The sequence below is a fragment of the Streptomyces sp. NPDC048506 genome, assembly GCF_040651315.1.
GTDB lineage: Bacteria > Actinomycetota > Actinomycetes > Streptomycetales > Streptomycetaceae > Streptomyces.
Genome location: NZ_JBEZIX010000045.1, coordinates 39,254 through 56,352 on the forward strand (window position 1 = coordinate 39,254; position 17,099 = coordinate 56,352).

The following is a 17,099-nucleotide window of genomic DNA, read 5'->3' on the forward strand; positions in this document are numbered from 1 at the left end:
CACGGAGAGGACCGATCGTGTCGCCCGACCCCGTCCCGTCCGTCTGGTCACGCAGAGGATTTCTCGCCGCCGCGAGCGCGCTCGGCCTCGCCGCCGCCCGTCCCGCGGTCGCCGCCCCGCCTGATCCGTACGCCACCCTCCGGGCCCGCTGGTGCGGGCTCCTGCTCGGCACCGGGTTCGATCCCACCGTCCCGCCGTACGCCGCCGTCCTCCGCGAGACGGGCGAACTCGCCGGAAGGTATTGGTCGGGCATGCGGCCCGGGGGCGGCGCCCTCTGGCCGGACTGTCCCTACGACCCGCCGTCCGGCATCACCCAGAGCTACGGCCGGCTGTGCACCATGGCCCAGGCTTACGCCCAGCCCGGCACCGGCCGGACCGGTGACCCCGGACTGGCCGAGGCCGTCCTGAACGGGCTCGACCACCTCGAAACCACCGTCTACCATGCCGGCACCACCCGCTACGGCAACTGGTGGGAGTGGCAGATCGGCAGCCCCAGACTCCTGCTCGACACCCTCGCGATCCTCGACGAGCACCTGCGCGACGGCCTGCCGGGCGACCTCCGCGACCGCTGCCTGGCCGCCGTCGACCACTTCGTGCCCGATGCCGTGCTCGGTGACTACACCGGCACCAGCACCGGCGCCAACCGGGTCGACCTGTGTCGGGTGGTCGCCCTGCGCGGCGTCCTCGGCCGGGCGCCGCAGAAGATCGCGCTGGCCCGGGACGCCCTCTCGCCGGTCTTCCCCTACGTCACCGAGGGCGACGGGCTGTACGCCGACGGCTCGTTCGTCCAGCACACCTGGGTCGCCTACTCCGGCACCTACGGCTGCGTCCTGCTGGACGGCCTGGGGCGCCTGTTCACCCTGCTCGGGCGCTCGCAGTGGGAGGTGACCGATCCGGCGCGGCAGAACGTCCTCGACAGCGTGGCGCACGCCTACGCGCCGCTGCTGCACAACGGGCTGATGATGGACAGCGTCAACGGGCGTGCCATCAGCCGGGGTTACCTCAAGAACGACGAGCGGCGGGTGATGCGCAGCGACCACTACCACGGCCATGCGCTGATCGCCGCCGTCGCCCTGCTGGCCGAGGCCGCGAGCCCCGCCGAGCGCAGCCGCTGGCACGCCATGGTCAAGGGGTGGATCGTCCGTGACCGCACGCTGCCGGTCCTCACCGACCGGCAGTACGGCGTCGCCGACCTCGCCCGGCTGCACCGGATCGCCGACGGCCCGGTGGCCCCCGCCCCCGAACCCGTCGGCCACCGGCTCTTCCCGGCCATGGACCGCGCCGTGCACCGCCGCCCCGGCTGGGCCGCCGGGCTCGCCATGGCCTCCGACCGGATCACGTACTACGAGAACGGCAACGGCGAGAACCCGCACGGCTGGCACACCGGTGCCGGAATGCTCTACTGGTGGGGCGCGGACTTCGGCGGTGACCAGTACACGGACGCCTTCTGGCCGACCGTCGACCCCTACCGGCTGCCCGGCACGACCGTCTCCACCAAGCGACTCGCGGACGACGAGGGCGACGGCTGGGGCGAGCCCCGGCCCGCCGTGCGCTGGGTGGGCGGCACCACCGACGGCGAGTTCGCCGCGATCGGGCAGCACCTGCGCGGTCTCGCCTCCACCCTCGGTGCCCGGAAGTCCTGGTTCGCGCTCGCGGACTGCGTGGTCTGCCTGGGTGCCGGCATCACCGCCCGCGACGGGGTGCCCGTCGAGACCGTCGTCGACAACCGCTGCCTGGGCGCGTACGGCACCCAGGCCCTCACCGTCGACGGCGTGCGCCAGCCCGGCACGCTCGGCCGCACCGCCCGCTTCGGCCGCGCCCACTGGGCCCATCTCGCCGGGCACGGCGGCTACGTCTTCCCCGGCGGCGCCCCCCTGACGGCGCTGCGCGAGGCCCGCACCGGCTCCTGGCACGACATCAACGCCACCTCCTCGCCCCAGCCGTTCACCCGCCGCTACCTCACCCTGTGGCAGGACCACGGGACCGACCCGGACGGCGCCCGCTACGCCTACCTCCTCATGCCCGGCGCCACCGCCGCCGCCCTTGCCGCCCGCGCCGCCGACCGGCACTGGCTGACCGTGGTCGCCAACGACGCCGACCGGCAGGCGATCGCGGTGCACCCGCTCGGCGTAACGGCCGCCAACTTCTGGCGGGCGGGCCGCGCGGGAGCGCTGCGCAGCAGCGGCCCGGCGAGCGTGCTGGTGCGCGAGCGGCGGCGCGGCCCGTGGGGCACGGGGCATGGCCGGACCGCACAACTGTGCGTCGCTGCCCCGGACCGGTCCGGGGATACGCTGGAGATCACCTGGTCACGCCCGGTGCGCGCGGTGCTCGGCCACGACCCCGCGATCGAGGTGCTGGCCACCGGCCCGGCGCTGCGACTGCGGATCCGTCCGGGCACCGACTGCGCCACCCACAGCTGTACGGTAAGGCCGCTCTGACCTGTGGTGATGCGACTCCGGGCGGTCGGTCCGGCGGCCCGGAAGCGGGACGCCTGCGCGTGTCGGGCCCCTCCAGGTCAGGGCCGGCTCGGCCACCCGAACGGTCGGCGGGACGCGCGCCGCGCCCAGGACGGTTCTGTACTGCCTGCCCACCAAAACGCATGGGACGTTGTACGAAACCGACATCGGTGCGGGGCGCCCTGCACACGTACCGTCGATACATGACCACTGTCGAAGATCTGCCCGCCGGCGCCAACGACGCTCGCGGGCGCGTCGCCGAGCTGCACGCCATCCGCGAGCAGGTCCGGCGGGGACCCAGCGAGCGGGCGACCGAAGCGCAGCGTGCCAAGGGCAAGCTGACGGCGCGCGAGCGGATCGAGCTGCTGCTGGACGAGGGTTCGTTCAACGAGGTCGAGCCGCTGCGGCGGCACCGGGCGACGGGCTTCGGCCTGGAGGCCAAGAAGCCCTACACCGACGGTGTGATCACCGGCTGGGGCACCGTGCACGGTCGGACCGTCTTCGTCTACGCCCATGACTTCCGGATCTTCGGCGGTGCGCTCGGCGAGGCGCACGCCACCAAGATCCACAAGATCATGGACATGGCCATCCAGGCCGGTGCCCCGCTGGTCTCGCTCAACGACGGCGCCGGCGCCCGTATCCAGGAGGGCGTCTCCGCGCTCGCCGGCTACGGCGGCATCTTCCAGCGCAACACCAAGGCGAGCGGGGTCATCCCGCAGATCTCGGTCATGCTCGGCCCGTGCGCGGGCGGCGCGGCCTACAGCCCCGCCCTGACCGACTTCGTCTTCATGGTCCGCGAGACCTCGCAGATGTTCATCACCGGCCCCGACGTGGTGCGCGCGGTGACCGGCGAGGAGATCACCCAGAACGGCCTGGGCGGCGCCGATGTGCACGCCGAGACCTCCGGCGTGTGCCACTTCGCCTACGACGACGAGGCCAGCTGCCTCGAAGAGGTCCGCTACCTGCTGTCCCTGCTGCCGGCCAACAACCGGGAGAACCCGCCGTCGGTGGCCTGCGAGGACCCCGTCGACCGCTCCGGTGACGCGCTGCTGGACCTGGTCCCGGCCGACGGTAACCGCCCGTACGACATGCGCAAGGTCATCGAGGAGATCGTCGACGACGGCGAGTACCTGGAGGTCCACGAGCGCTGGGCGACCAACATCATCTGCGCGCTGACCCGGCTCGACGGCAGGGTGGTGGGCATCATCGCCAACCAGCCGCAGTCGCTGGCCGGCGTGCTGGACATCGAGGCGTCCGAGAAGGCCGCCCGCTTCGTCCAGATGTGCGACGCCTTCAACATCCCGATCGTCACCCTCCTGGACGTCCCCGGCTTCCTGCCCGGCGTCGACCAGGAGCACGGCGGCATCATCCGGCACGGCGCCAAGCTGCTCTACGCCTACTGCAACGCGACCGTCCCGCGGATCTCCATCGTGCTGCGCAAGGCCTACGGCGGCGCCTACATCGTCATGGACTCGCAGTCCATCGGCGCCGACCTGACCTACGCCTGGCCGACCAACGAGATCGCGGTGATGGGCGCCGAGGGCGCCGCCAACGTCATCTTCCGCAAGCAGATCGCCGAGGCGGACGACTCCGAGGCCATGCGCACCCGCATGGTCAAGGAGTACAAGTCCGAGCTGATGCACCCGTACTACGCGGCCGAGCGCGGCCTGGTCGACGACGTCATCGACCCCGCCGACACCCGCCAGGTGCTCATCCGCGCCCTGGACATGCTGCGCACCAAGCACGCGGACCTGCCGGCCCGCAAGCACGGCAACCCGCCCCAGTAACCACACCCCGCAACCGCACCAGGCATCCACGCCCACCGCGACGACGGAGAAGACACCGTGAATCCTGCCCACCGCACCGACTCCATCCGGGTGGAGAAGGGCCAGGCCAGCGAGGAAGAGCTCGCCGCCCTGACCGCCGTCCTTCTGGCCCGCGCCGCCCACCGCCCGTCCGCCGCCCCGGCCCACCCGCGCGCCACCGCCGCCCGCTGGCGCCGACTGGAGCGCCAGACCGGCTTCCACGGCGCCACCAGCTGGCAGCGCTGAGCCGAACGGCTCGTACGACGAGGGGTCCGCACCCGGCCGGTGCGGGCCCCTCGGTCGTTCCCCGGACCGTCGGGGCTTCGGCGACGGCGCCCCGACGGTCGGCCGAGGTGGCGTCGCGGTGGCGGCGCGCCGGAGGGTGTGGACCGCTGCGTCAAGGGTCAACGTGCCCCGTGCCAGCGGGATATGACTGTTCGTCACCCTTCTGGCGCAGGTGTTCCGGTTCGGCATCCGGCGTCCGAATCAAGGCGTAGGTTCGCCCCAACCCTCGGGAGCAGAGCTGTTCAAGCCGAGATCCACGTGCTGGCATGCGCTCGTCATCCCACTCCTGGTGTGCCCGCGCCGCGGGTCCAGGACGACCGGAAGGAAGAGCCCATGCTCAGCACGCTCAGTGCTGGTGCCGCGGTGGCATCCTTGCTCCTCGGATCGGCATCCCCCACCACGCCAGCGCGGTTCGGCGACGACCCGCCGACCGGCAAGATCACCATAACCGTCGCCACGGTCAACGGATCGGGTTGCAGACCCGGCAGCGCCGCCGTGGCCGTCGCCCCCGACAACACCGCCTTCACCGTCACCTACAGCGAGTACCTCGCCCAGGCGGGCGGCAGCAGCAAACCGACCGACGCCCGCAAGAACTGCCAGATCGCCCTCAGCGTGCACGTCCCGCAGGGGTTCACCTACGCCATCGCGCGGGCCGACTACCGCGGATACGCCTCGCTGGCCCCGGGCGCCAAGGGCCTGGAGCAGGCGAACTACTACTTCCAGGGCCAGCCGGAGACGGCTCGCAAGAGCCACTCCTTCACCGGCCCCTACGACACCAACTGGCAGACCTCGGACGAGACCGACCTCGACGCGCTGGTCTACGCGCCCTGCGGAGAGGAGCGCTACTTCAACATCAACACCGAACTGAGGGTGGACGGCAAGTCCGCGGACCCCAAGGCCACCAGCTTCATGGCCATGGACTCCACCGACGGCAGCATCAACACCCTGTACCACTTCGCGTGGAAGGAGTGCCCCGCGCGTAGGTAGCCGGAGCGGACGACCGGCGACGGGCCCGTACGTCGGTGCGTACGGGCCCCACGGGCGCTCTGTACGGCGCGCTGCCGGCCGAAAACGGTGCCGTACTGTCAGGGGCCCCGGCGGGCGGCGGCGGTTGCCGTACCGGGCTGCTGGCGGCCGCGGTGGACGCCGCCCGGCGGATGGTCGCCGAGCCGGGGGCAGCACCTACGACGAAGGCCCCGCACCGGTCGGTGAGGGGCCTTTCGTGCGCTGCGCACGGACACGGGGAGCCCGGACGCGGCGGCTGCGTCGCCTTCCTAGCGCAGCCGGGCCATCAGCGCGTGCTCCACGAGCGTGATGAGGGCGCTCTTGGCCTCGCTGCGGTGGCGCGCGTCGGTGATGATGATCGGCGCGTCCGGGCCGATCTGGAGCGCCTCACGCACCTCTTCGGGCGTGTAGGGCTGGTGTCCGTCGAAGCCGTTGAGGGCGATGACGAACGGCAGGCCGCTGTTCTCGAAGTAGTCGACGGCCGGGAAGCAGTCCGCCAGGCGGCGGGTGTCCACCAGGACGACCGCGCCGATGGCACCGCGGACCAGGTCGTCCCACATGAACCAGAAGCGGTCCTGACCGGGCGTACCGAAGAGGTACAGGATCAGGTCCTGGTCCAGGGTGATCCGGCCGAAGTCCATCGCGACCGTCGTGGTCGTCTTGTCCGGCGCGTGCGTGAGGTCGTCGATCCCCGCCGACGCGGAGGTCATCACGGCTTCGGTACGCAGCGGATTGATCTCTGAGACGGCCCCGACGAACGTGGTCTTGCCCACGCCGAAGCCGCCCGCCACCACGATCTTCGCGGAGGTGGTGGAGCGGGCTGCACCGCTAGAGCTTGCGAAGTCCACTGAGCACCCTTTCGAGCAGTGTCACATCTGGCTGTCCGCCGGCGGTCTCGTCCCCGCCGGGCTGATGGATGGCGACGAGTCCGGCCTCCGCCAGGTCGGCGACGAGGATCCGGGCGACGCCGAGGGGGATGGAGAGAAGCGCGGAGATCTCGGCAACTGACTTGATCTCACGGCAGAGGTGGCAGATGCGCTGGTGCTCCGGCAGCTGGCCGTGCAGCTTCGACGGGTCGGCGGTCGTGCTGACCAGCGCCTCGATGGCGAGCTGGTAGCGCGGCCGGGTCCGGCCCCCGGTCATGGCGTACGGGCGCACGAGCGGGTTGTTCGCGCCGCTGGGGGCGGGCTCGGGTGCCTTCCGCGGCGGCTGCACCGGCTGGATGCGCGGTGCCTGCGGCTCGTCGTACACCGACGGCTCGTACGGCTGGGAGCCGTACGGCCGGGGCTGCTGCTGGGGCCGTGACTGCGGCGGCTGGTGCCGATGCGGCCGGCGGCTCGGCGCAGACGGGAAGTTGAAGCGGTTGTTATGGGTCTCGCCCACAGGCCCGGACTCCTGCCCGGAACCGTACGGGTATCCGCTCGGGGGCGTTGCCACGTCTCCTCCTCCAACTTGCCTGTCTGACGCCGGTCGCGCCACCGAACCCTAAGGCCCGGTGGCGGGAAACGCACTGCCTGTCTGTTAGTTGAGAAGGCTGCCCTGCAGTTCGGCGCGCAGGTCCGGCGTCAGGACGCTACCCGCACGGTCGACCAGCAGGGCCATCTCGTAACCGACGAGGCCGATGTCGCACTCGGGGTGCGCGAGCACGGCCAGCGACGATCCGTCCGAGACGGACATGATGAAGAGGAAGCCGCGCTCCATCTCCACCACGGTCTGGTTGACGCTCCCGCCCTCGAAGATGCGGGAGGCGCCGGAGGTCAGCGAGGTCAGCCCGGAGGCCACCGCCGCCAACTGATCGGCCCTGTCGCGAGGGAAGCCCTCGGACATGGCGAGGAGGAGACCGTCCGCGGAGACCACGACCGTGTGGGACACCCCGGGGGTGTTGTCCACGAAGTTGGTGATCAACCAGTTCAGATTCTGCGCCGCCTGGCTCATCGGGCTCACACTAACGCTCCTGATCGTAGGTGCTGCCGGGGCCGAAGCCCTGTTGGTCATTCTGGGGGACCCCGGAGGGATCCGTGCCGACGTTGCGTCCCTGCTGGACGCCACGACGCAGGTTGCTGAGCCTGCCGCGGACGTCCTCCGGGGCGCGGGAGACCTGGGGGCCGCCCTGCGGGGTCTGCTCCGCGGCGCCTTCGACCAGGTTGGCCTTCGGCACGCGCCGGGGGAGGCCGGAGGAGGTGACCCCGCCCGCCTTCGGCTGGCGCAGTCGCTCCGCCCGCTCCCAGCGCTCGTCGTTGGAGCTGCGCCAGTCGGAGCCGTCCTGGCCGGTCTCCGGCGTGCCCCGCTGCTGAACCTGAGGTGCCTGCTGGTCGCGGCCTCCGCGGCGCGGAAGGCCGGCGTCCGTCAGCGAAGGGGCGTCGCTCGGTGTGGGGCCCGGACGCTCGAATGGTACGCGCTCAGACGCTTCAGCGGGAGCGGCAGTTATATTCCGGTCAGATTCCGCTTCGGTCCCGAAGTAACCCTCGAATGCGGGGCGTTCGGCCCATTCGTCCTGCTGTGCCGGTTCGTGGGAGTCGAAGGGCTGCTGGCCGGCGGCCCCCGGAATGTGCGGTTCACCGAATGCATGGCTGCCGTGCGACCGGTCGTCGTAGAGCGGCTGATCGCCTTCCGCATAATCCTGGGCCGGGAAACCCTGGGTCGGGAAATCCTGACCCGGGAAATCCTGGAAGCCGTTGGTGGCCGGCACCTGGTCACGGAAGAGCGGCCCACTGATCTGGCCGGCAGCCTCCGCGTGGCCGGATGCCGTCTCGCTCGCCGCCTGGGCCTCCAGGGCGGCGCGGCGCTCCTCGCGCATCAGCGAGCGGCCCACCATGTCCAGGTCGGCGGCGTCCGAGCGGCCGTAGCGGCTGTCGTCGAAGCCCAGCTCCGCGGCGGTGCGCTGGTGCCCGTCGTACGCGACCTGCTGGTGCCCGTCGTACGCGACCTGCTCGTGCTCCGGCACGATCCGGGAGACGGTGAAGTTGTCGTCGAACTGCTCGTCGTCGCCACCACCGCCGTGGGTGATCGCCTCGGGCAGCATGACCAGCGACGTGGTGCCCGCCTGCTCGCCGGAGGGGCGCAGCTGCACCCGGATCCCGTGCCGGTCGGCCAGCCGGCCGACCACGAACAGGCCCATGCGCTGGGAGATCGCGGCATCCACGCTCGGCGGGTTGGCCAGCTTGTGGTTGATGTCCGCGAAGTCCTCGGGGGTCAGCCCGATGCCCTTGTCGTGGATCTCGATCATCACCCGGCCGTCGGGCAGCCGGGTCGCGGCCACCCGCACCTTGGTCTGCGGGGAGGAGAACGTGGTGGCGTTCTCCAGCAGCTCGGACAGCAGGTGGATGAGGTCGGTCACGGCGGTGCCGTGGATCTCGCTCTCGGGGACGCCGGTGAGGTCTATTCGCTCGTACGACTCGACCTCACTGATCGCCGCCCGCAGGACGTCGACCAGCGGCACCGGCTGGTTCCAGCGGCGGCCCGGCTCCTCGCCGGCGAGGATGAGGAGGTTCTCGCCGTTGCGGCGCATGCGCGTGGCGAGGTGGTCGAGCCGGAAGAGGCTCTCCAGCTGGTCCGGGTCCGCCTCGTTGTTCTCCAGGTCGGTGATCAGCTCCAGCTGACGCTCGATGAGACCCTGGTTGCGGCTGGAGAGGTTGGTGAAGATCGCGTTGACGTTGCCCCGCAGCAGCGCCTGCTCGGCGGCGAGCCGGACGGCCTCGCGGTGCACCTGGTCGAAGGCCCGGGCGACCTCGCCGATCTCGTCGGTGGTGGCGATCGGGATGGGCGTCACACGGGTGTCGACCCGACCCGGGTCGGTCCGCGAGAGCTGGTCGACCAGCATCGGCAGCCGCTGCTCGGCGATGCCGAAGGCGGCGTTGCGCAGCTGGCGCATGCTGCGGCTCATCCGGCGGGCCATCATGCCGGCCACCAGGAACGCGATGATCAGCGCGGCCACCGCGATGCCGGAGTCGACGAAGGTGGACTGCCGGGCGTCGTTCGAGATCTGCGCCGCCTCGTTCACGGCCTTGTCCGCCAGGTCCTTCTCGATGGACCGGTACATGTTGAACTTGCCGGTTGCGGCAGCGAAGTAGCTGTCGGACGTGACGCCCTTCAGGCTCAGCGTCTCGGGAGCCGCGCCGGTGCCGATCCAGCTGGACATCTGGTCGATGGACGGCGGGGTGCGGAACGGCAGGCCGGCGGCCCGTGCCTGCTCCTTCGCGTGTGCGATCTTCTGCTGCGCGGCCTGCTGGAGCGCGGCGGCGTCCTGCTTCAGCCGCTGGACGTCCTCGGGCGTACCGCCGGAGGTGTACTCGCCGATGGCGATGCCCTCCAGGTAGCGGTAGGACGCGAAGGCGGTCAGCTGGAGCTTGTGCTCCTTGCCGCCCTGCGGGGACGCCGGGTCGACCAGCAGGTGGGTGCCGATGGAACGTTCCAGCGACTCCGCGGCCTTGGCCAGCGCGATCGCGTAGACGGTGCGGCCGTAGGAGGTGATGTTGCCGGTGCCCAGGCCGAGTTCGTTGGCGAACTCCATCAGCGGGTGCTGGACCTCGACATAGCCCTCCTCGGTCTGCACACCGTGCAGCTTGGAGGTGTAGGCGGCCTGGCGCAGCTGCTGGAGCTTGGGCTCGGTCTTCTCGAACGAGGCGAGCCGGCGCTTGAGGCCCGGCTTGTCCGGCATGGACTTGGCGGCCTCGTGGAACTTGTCGGCGGCGGCGTCGGTGGCGGCCCGCGCCTGCTGGACGACCGGGTCGTCCTTCTTGCCCTTCAGCAGCGGCGCCGCGGTCCGGTCGCGCTCGTCGATCAGGGCGGTGCTGTAGGAAAGCGCGGCGCGCACCAGCTTCGCGGTGTTCTCCGCGTCCTGCGCCTCCTGCCAGGTCGCCATCGAACTGTTCACCCGCAGACCGCCGAAGACGAGGGCGACCAGGACGGGGATCAGCAGAATGGCGTTCAGGCGGGTAGCCACCCGCCAGTTGCGCGGCGCGTACTTACCGCCGCTGACCGGAGGCTTCGCGACCGTGTTTTCGGGCGCGTCGGAAGCCGGTACGCCACCTCTGGGTGGCGGCGTGAAGTTGCCCCGCCGCGGTTCCTGCGGCTCGGGGCTCGACGTGCTTCGCCTCACTCGACCAACAACCTCTCGGCGCCGGCACTTATCTGCTGTGCCGTTTCTTCTGGGCGTTCCTACTCCGGAGTTCAGCGAATTTCAGCACGTCAGGGCGGTGCGTTCCAAACACTGGACAAAGCAGGAAAGGGTCCGGAAGAGCCTCAGATAAAAGGGGCGTTAAGGGCGAGAGCCGCCAAATGGCAGGCGTTGCGTGAGCGCAGCGAAGCCGTGCATGCGCACGGGGTGTCGAAACCACAGTGATTCACTGTCGAAACGTTATGAAGCACTTTTGTAGGCGTGTCGAAGGACACAGATCCAATCACGGATGACGGAAACCGTCCCGGGGCAGGCAGGCGCGCACCGCGGAAGACAACTGCCGTACGGCCCGCGCCAGATGAGCCGGCGGGGCCGTCGGTCCTCCTACCGCAACCGGGCCATCAGCGCGTGCTCGACCAGCGTGATGAGGGCGCTCTTGGCCTCGCTGCGATGCCGCGCGTCGGTGGTGATGATCGGGGTCCCGGGACCGATCTGGAGCGCCTCACGCACTTCTTCGGGTGTGTAGGGCTGGTGTCCCTCGAAGCCGTTGAGGGCGACGACGAACGGCAGGCCGCTGTTCTCGAAGTAGTCGACGGCCGGGAAGCAGTCCGCCAGCCGTCGGGTGTCGACCAGCACCACCGCGCCGATGGCGCCGCGGACCAGGTCGTCCCACATGAACCAGAAGCGGTCCTGACCGGGCGTACCGAAGAGGTACAGGATCAGGTCCTGGTCCAGCGTGATCCGGCCGAAGTCCATCGCCACGGTGGTCGTGGTCTTGTCCTGGACGTGGCTGAGGTCGTCGATCCCCGCCGAAGCGGAGGTCATCACGGCTTCGGTACGCAGCGGGTTGATCTCTGAGACGGCCCCGACGAACGTGGTCTTGCCCACGCCGAAGCCGCCCGCCACCACGATCTTGGCAGACGTGGTGGCGCGGGCCGCGGTCCCGTCGAAGCCGCCGTCAGAGCTTGCGAAGTCCACTGAGCACCCTCTCGAGCAAGGTCACGTCCGGCGTGCCGCCGGCCTCGCCACTGCCGCCGGGCTGGTGGATCGCCACCATCCCGGCCTCCGCCAGGTCCGCGACCAGGATCCGCGCCACACCCAGCGGGATGTGAAGCAGGGCCGAGACCTCGGCGACCGACTTCACCTCGCGGCACAGGTGGCAGATCCGCTGGTGCTCGGGCAGCAGCCCGGGCAGCTGGGAGGGGTCGGCGGTCGTGCTGACCAGCGCCTCTATGGCGAGCTGGTAGCGCGGCCGGGTCCGGCCTCCGGTCATGGCATACGGGCGCACCAGCGGCTGGTCACCTTCGCCCCCGTACGGCGCTTGGCTGTATGCGCCGTACGGGCCGGAAGTGGCAGGTGGCGGGGTCATGGGTCCTCCGGACGGGACAGGAGCTCTGTCGTCAGGTTCGGGCCGGTGGGGGGTGGCGGCAGACGAATGGATGGAGTGGTGCCGAACGGTGGGGCGCTGCGGACGCCTCAGTTCAGCAGGCTGCCCTGTAGTTCCGCACGCAGGTCCGGCGTGAGCACCGTGCCTGCGCGGTCGACCAGCAGGGCCATCTCGTAACCGACGAGGCCGATGTCGCACTCGGGGTGCGCGAGCACGGCCAGCGACGATCCGTCCGAGACGGACATGATGAAGAGGAAGCCGCGCTCCATCTCCACCACGGTCTGGTTGACGCTCCCGCCCTCGAAGATGCGGGAGGCGCCGGAGGTCAGCGAGGTCAGCCCGGAGGCCACCGCCGCCAGTTGATCGGCACGATCGCGGGGGAAGCCCTCGGACATGGCGAGGAGCAGACCGTCCGCGGAGACCACCACCGTGTGCGACACCCCGGGGGTGTTGTCCACGAAGTTGGTGATCAACCAGTTCAGATTCTGCGCCGCCTGGCTCATCGGACTCAACTAACGCTCCTGCTGGTGAGTGGGATCGACAATGCCGTGGTTGCCAGTGCTCGACGACCCGGCCTCTCGGCCCTGCTGGATACCCCGACGGAGATTGGTCAGCCGGCCGCGCACCTCGCTGGGCGCACGCGAGACCTGCGGACCGCTCTGGGTGGACTGTTGCTGTTGCGCGGTGCCCGCGACGAGGTTCGCGCGCGGGACCCGGCGGGGCAGCCCGGAGGTGGTGACACCGCCCGCGGCGGGCTGGCGGATCTGCTCCGCCTGCCGCCACGTCTCGTCGTTCGGCGAGGTGCGCCACTGCGCGCTCGCCTCGGCCGGCGCGTCGCTGCGCGCACCGTTGACCGGTGCCTCGTTGCGCGCGGCGGCGTCCTGCCCGGACCCGCGGTGCGGCAGCGGCGGTGCGCCGGCCTGGTCGGTGCCGGCCTGTGGCGGGACACCGGCCGCGGCGGCCGCCGGCGTGCCGAACCAGTTGGACTCGATGGTGTCGAAGATCGGTGTACGGCCGTCCCCGGGACCCGCGTCGCCGCCGGTGAGCAGGTCGGCCTCCGGCGCGCCGTGGTCCTGCGGGCGCGGCGGCTGCGGAGCCGGGAACTGGCCGGTGGTCTGCGGTGCCGGGAACTGACCGGTGGTCTGCGGAGCCGGGAACTGGCCGGTGGTCTCCGGTGCCGGGAACTGGCCGGTGGTCTCCGGAACCGGGAACTGGCCGGTGGTCTCCGGAACCGGGAACTGGCCGGTGGTCTGCGGCTCGTCGGCGTACGGGGCGCGCTCGGCGTCCGGCTGCTGGAGCTGGCGGGTGTCGAGCTGCCCGGTCTCGTACGGGTCGGCCTCGGGCCGGCGGAAGCGGTCCGTCTCGTACTGCCCGGTGTCGCTGTCCGGACGGGCGAACCTGCTGGTGTCTCCGGCCGCAGCCGGCGAGCCGTCCGCCGCGGGCGGCGGGCCGTTGAAGTCGGGGCGGGCGAACGCCGCGGTGTCGCCGGGGCCGCCGGTCGGCGCGGGCCGCTCGAAGCTGCCGGTGCTCTCCGGCTCCTCGTGGCCGCGCGGCCGCTCCTGGGACTCGCGGGGCGCCAGCGGCCAGTCGTCGGTGCTGCCGCGCTCACGGCGCGCACCCCAGCTCGTACCGCCCGGCTGCGCGCCGCCGCGGCCGTCCTGGCCACCGGCCGGCGCGCCGCCCGGCAGCTCGGCCGCGGCGGCGCGCGGCGGCAGCTGCGGACGCTGGTCGCGCTGCGGTGCACCGGTGGGCGGTGCCACGGTGGCCGCCGGGCCGCCGTCCGCACCGCGGGTGGGCAGCGACGGGCGCTGGTCGGCGGGACGGCCGCCGGCCGGCGAGCCGCCCTGCGGGGCCGCGCCGGGAGCTGCCGAACGCCCGCCCGGCGCCGAGGCACCGAACGCGCCGGCCGCGCCACCGCCGGGACCGCCCCGGCCGGGCAGCGCGGGGCGCCCGCCGGCCCCCGGGCCCGCGCCGACCTGGCCGCGCGGCTGCAACCCCGCGAGCCGGCTGGAGGGCGCGCCGCCGGCATCGCCCTTGGTGTTGCCGGGCGCCGGCTTCTTGCCGCCCTGGGCGAGGTCGACCGGAAGCATGACGAGGGCGGTGGTGCCGCCGGAGTCGGAGGGCCGCAGCTGGATCCGGATGCCGTGGCGCAGCGACAGCCGGCCGACCACGAACAGACCCATCCGCCGGGACACCGAGACGTCCACGGTCGGCGGGCTGGCCAGCCGCTCGTTGATCGCCGACAGGTCCTCGGGGGACAGGCCGATGCCGGTGTCGTGGATCTCGACCAGCACCCGGCCGTCGGGCAGGGCGTGGCCGGTGACCTTGACCTTGGTCTGTGGCGAGGAGAACGAGGTGGCGTTCTCCAGCAGCTCGGCGAGCAGGTGCACGAGGTCGTTGACGACCCGGCCCGCGACCTCGGTCTGCGGGACGGCGTTGAGCTCGATGCGCTCGTACTGCTCCACCTCGGAGGCCGCGGCACGCAGCACGTCGACCAGCGGCACCGGTCGGGTCCATCGGCGTCCGGGCTCTTCACCCGCGAGGACGAGGAGGTTCTCGCCGTTACGACGCATACGGGTGGCGAGGTGGTCGAGCTTGAACAGCGAGGACAGCTGGTCCGGGTCGGCCTCGCGGGACTCCAGTTCGGAGATCAGCGAGAGCTGGCGCTGGATCAGACCCTGGCTGCGGCGCGAGAGGTTGGTGAACATCGCGTTGACGTTGCCCCGCAGCAGCGCCTGCTCGGAGGCGAGTCGGACCGCCTCGCGGTGCACGTCGTCGAACGCCGCGGCCACCCGGCCGATCTCGTCCCGGCTGTGCACACCGACGGACTCGACGGAGGTGTCCACGTCCTGCGGGTCGGACTCCGACAGCTGCTTGACCAGTTCGGGCAGTCGGTCCTGGGCGACCTTCTGCGCGGTGTCCTGGAGCCGGCGCAGCGAGCGGACCATGGACCGCGCCACGACGAACGCGCCGACCAGCGAGACGCCGAGGACGAGCAGGATCACCGCACCGTTGATGATCGCGTCCTGCGTGGCCTCGTTGCGCAGCTCGCGGGACTTCTGCTCCATCTCGGAGAGCAGCGTGGTCTCGATGCGCGACATCTCGTCGATCTTGACGGTGTCGGAGTCGTACCAGTCGAGGTACCGGTACTCCTGGCTGCGGATGCCGGAGTCGCTGGCGAAGGCGCGGTGCGCGAAGGCGTTCGCGGTCTTGATGTCGTCGTTGTTGCCGTCCAGACCGCGGGTGAGCGAGCCGGCGTTGTTGGCGTAGATCAGCTGGAAGCGGTCGCGGGCCGCCTTCTCGCTGATCTCGGCGTTCCGGCCGGCCTGCCGGTCGTTGGCGGACAGCTGGGGGCCGCCGGAGTGGGCGAGGCCGGCGCTGACGAGGGCGCGCTGCATCGACGCGTACTCCTTGGCGGACGAGAACGCCGCCAGGGCACGGGTCGAGCGGATCATCTCCGGGTTGCTGGTCGCCTGCGCCATGTCCTGGGAGAGCGACAGCAGCGAGTTGACCAGCTGGTTGTAGGACGCGACGGTGCGCGAGACGTTGTTGTCGTCCTGGTACGCGTTGGCGCGGATCTCGTTCAGCTGGTTGAGCTGGCGGGTGATGTCCAGGACGGTCGCCCGGACACCGGCCATGGTGGAGTCCTGGCCCTGAATGTTGTCGCTGGCCTGGTTGAACTTCAGCTTGGCGTGGTCGGTCGCCTCACGCGGTGCGACGACGTTCGCGTCGTCCTTGGCGTTGCCGGTGCCGGCCAGCGGACCGGCCGACTTGTCCCGCTCCACCTGGAGTGCGTCGGCGAGCTCGGTGGCCTGCCGGGTCATCTCGGTGAGCAGCTGCATCTTGTCCAGCTGGTCGATGTTCTCCAGCTGGGTGCCGATGCGCATGCCGCCCAGCGTGGTCGCGGCGACGACGGGGAGCGCGAGCAGGGAGACCAGACGGGTGCTGATGCGCCAGTTGCGCAGCGCTATTCGCGAGCCGGGGCCGGTGGGGCCGCTCTTGGCCGCCTTTGAGCCACCGTCCGCGGCGTCACCGCCCGGCGCCTGGCTGCCCACGTCGGCGGGCAGCGTGCCTCCCGAGGACCCCTTGCTGCGGTCGCGCTGGGGTGAGGAGGCGCGGTCGGTCCCGCCGCGCAGCTCCGGTTCCGCCGCAGCGCTGCCTTCCCTCTTGAAACGTCCCTGCACTAGCGTCGCAACCTCTGGACCAGGCGTCCCACCTTGGCGGGACGGTGTCGAGTCGAATGGGAACCGCGAAGTCCCCCATGGCGGTCGTGATGACCGGCGGGCTACTCCCTCTGGCCGAGAGAGCGGCACCACCGCGCGGCGCGACTTTGCGCCCGTCGCGCCGGTTGAAACGTGCGGCGGTCCGTGGAATTCCAGCACAGTGCCGGATCTCCAACAAGAGCGGAGCCGTTCGCTGTGACATGGGTGACGCAATGTATGGAGCGCGTTACGACTTGTGCAAACTCGTGTAGCAAATAACGGACTTTTGCCCGCGAACCGCTCGTCCATGGGGGCTGTCCCAGGTGCGGTGATCGGGAGCGGAACGTGCGCTTCACTCCGGCATTGTCCGATTCGCCCAAGGTTGGTGATCAAGGAAATTGCGGCATTTGTCGCACACGTCGTGAGCAAACTCACAGGGAGATCGTCGAGTTCGCCAGCACTTCGCAGGGAATAGCGCGCATAGCCTGACGCTTTACATAGTTGCCGGTTACGACAAGTGAGCTTTCCGGCAGCGGCTTTTGCCGTCCCCCAGCTTTTGACAACGCGAGGCATACAGCAGTGAAGACGACGATGATGTTCCGCAACATAGCCAACCCGCGGCGCACCACCCTGGCCCACCTCACGGACGCCGACGAGCTCGGCGCCCCGGCTCCCGAGCTGCCGGAGCACGCCGTCGAACTGCCGACCCAGACCGCCAACCCCCGCCGCACGATCCTGATGGAGAAGCCGGAACTGGGCGTCACGGCGTAAAAGGTCGGCAGGGTGGCCGCGCCCCCGCGATAGCCTGGAGTGTCAACTCCGGCCAGTGATCAATGAGGGGCA

13 protein-coding genes are annotated in these 17,099 nt (G+C 71.0%); 5 read left to right on the top strand and 8 right to left on the bottom strand.

Features of this window, described 5'->3' with window-relative positions:
* Positions 1–17: 17 nt before the first annotated feature.
* The 4 genes from AB0C96_RS30960 (at position 18) to AB0C96_RS30975 (ending at position 5,533) form a co-directional block, all read left to right on the top strand.
* On the top strand, positions 18–2,438 hold the full coding sequence (locus AB0C96_RS30960; RefSeq protein ID WP_362921949.1) for a polysaccharide lyase 8 family protein: 2,421 nt from the start codon (positions 18–20) through the stop codon (positions 2,436–2,438).
* Positions 2,439–2,659: 221 nt separating this feature from the next.
* On the top strand, positions 2,660–4,243 hold the full coding sequence (locus AB0C96_RS30965; RefSeq protein ID WP_362921950.1) for an acyl-CoA carboxylase subunit beta: 1,584 nt from the start codon (positions 2,660–2,662) through the stop codon (positions 4,241–4,243).
* A gap of 57 nt (positions 4,244–4,300) precedes the next feature.
* Positions 4,301–4,507 carry an acyl-CoA carboxylase epsilon subunit gene (locus tag AB0C96_RS30970; RefSeq protein ID WP_362921952.1) on the top strand — a complete coding sequence of 69 codons (207 nt, stop codon included), beginning with the start codon at positions 4,301–4,303 and terminating at the stop codon, positions 4,505–4,507.
* Between the two features lie 372 nt (positions 4,508–4,879).
* Complete coding sequence (locus tag AB0C96_RS30975) at positions 4,880–5,533, top strand: DUF4360 domain-containing protein (protein WP_362921953.1); 654 nt, start codon at positions 4,880–4,882, stop codon at positions 5,531–5,533.
* A 287-nt stretch (positions 5,534–5,820) separates the two neighbouring features.
* On the opposite strand, the gene AB0C96_RS30980 is transcribed toward AB0C96_RS30975, so the two are convergent.
* The 8 genes from AB0C96_RS30980 to AB0C96_RS31015 all read right to left on the bottom strand — a co-directional run bounded on the left by AB0C96_RS30980 (position 5,821) and on the right by AB0C96_RS31015 (position 16,238).
* Positions 5,821–6,399 (bottom strand): ATP/GTP-binding protein, encoded by a 579-nt coding sequence (locus AB0C96_RS30980; RefSeq protein ID WP_078610434.1) that lies wholly within the window; start codon positions 6,397–6,399, stop codon positions 5,821–5,823.
* Positions 6,380–6,934 (bottom strand): DUF742 domain-containing protein, encoded by a 555-nt coding sequence (locus tag AB0C96_RS30985; RefSeq protein ID WP_362921955.1) that lies wholly within the window; start codon positions 6,932–6,934, stop codon positions 6,380–6,382. Before AB0C96_RS30985 ends, AB0C96_RS30980 begins: the two co-directional genes overlap by 20 nt.
* Before the next feature lie 138 nt (positions 6,935–7,072).
* Positions 7,073–7,486 (bottom strand): roadblock/LC7 domain-containing protein, encoded by a 414-nt coding sequence (locus AB0C96_RS30990; protein ID WP_030257992.1) that lies wholly within the window; start codon positions 7,484–7,486, stop codon positions 7,073–7,075.
* Positions 7,487–7,496: 10 nt separating this feature from the next.
* Positions 7,497–10,493 (bottom strand): nitrate- and nitrite sensing domain-containing protein, encoded by a 2,997-nt coding sequence (locus tag AB0C96_RS30995; protein WP_362921957.1) that lies wholly within the window; start codon positions 10,491–10,493, stop codon positions 7,497–7,499.
* Positions 10,494–11,051: 558 nt separating this feature from the next.
* Entirely contained in the window at positions 11,052–11,645 is a 594-nt protein-coding gene (locus AB0C96_RS31000; protein ID WP_362921959.1) for an ATP/GTP-binding protein, read from the bottom strand.
* On the bottom strand, positions 11,626–12,036 hold the full coding sequence (locus AB0C96_RS31005; RefSeq protein ID WP_033266866.1) for a DUF742 domain-containing protein: 411 nt from the start codon (positions 12,034–12,036) through the stop codon (positions 11,626–11,628). Before AB0C96_RS31005 ends, AB0C96_RS31000 begins: the two co-directional genes overlap by 20 nt.
* A gap of 107 nt (positions 12,037–12,143) precedes the next feature.
* Complete coding sequence (locus AB0C96_RS31010) at positions 12,144–12,557, bottom strand: roadblock/LC7 domain-containing protein (RefSeq protein WP_018087204.1); 414 nt, start codon at positions 12,555–12,557, stop codon at positions 12,144–12,146.
* Positions 12,558–12,566: 9 nt separating this feature from the next.
* A complete protein-coding gene (locus AB0C96_RS31015; protein ID WP_362921961.1) occupies positions 12,567–16,238 on the bottom strand; it encodes a nitrate- and nitrite sensing domain-containing protein in 3,672 nt (1,223 codons plus the stop codon).
* A gap of 597 nt (positions 16,239–16,835) precedes the next feature.
* On the opposite strand from AB0C96_RS31015, the gene AB0C96_RS31020 reads away from it, so the two are divergent.
* Positions 16,836–17,027 (top strand): hypothetical protein, encoded by a 192-nt coding sequence (locus AB0C96_RS31020; RefSeq protein WP_362921962.1) that lies wholly within the window; start codon positions 16,836–16,838, stop codon positions 17,025–17,027.
* The last annotated feature ends 72 nt before the right edge of the window (positions 17,028–17,099 follow it).

What these genes read in the sequence shown, in the direction of transcription:
- AB0C96_RS31005 (WP_033266866.1), bottom strand. Translation starts at nt 12,036, where the DNA reads ATGACCCCGCCACCTGCCACTTCCGGCCCGTACGGCGCATACAGCCAA.
- AB0C96_RS30965 (WP_362921950.1), top strand. Translation starts at nt 2,660, where the DNA reads ATGACCACTGTCGAAGATCTGCCCGCCGGCGCCAACGACGCTCGCGGG.
- AB0C96_RS30975 (WP_362921953.1), top strand. Translation starts at nt 4,880, where the DNA reads ATGCTCAGCACGCTCAGTGCTGGTGCCGCGGTGGCATCCTTGCTCCTC.
- AB0C96_RS31010 (WP_018087204.1), bottom strand. Translation starts at nt 12,557, where the DNA reads ATGAGCCAGGCGGCGCAGAATCTGAACTGGTTGATCACCAACTTCGTG.
- AB0C96_RS30990 (WP_030257992.1), bottom strand. Translation starts at nt 7,486, where the DNA reads ATGAGCCAGGCGGCGCAGAATCTGAACTGGTTGATCACCAACTTCGTG.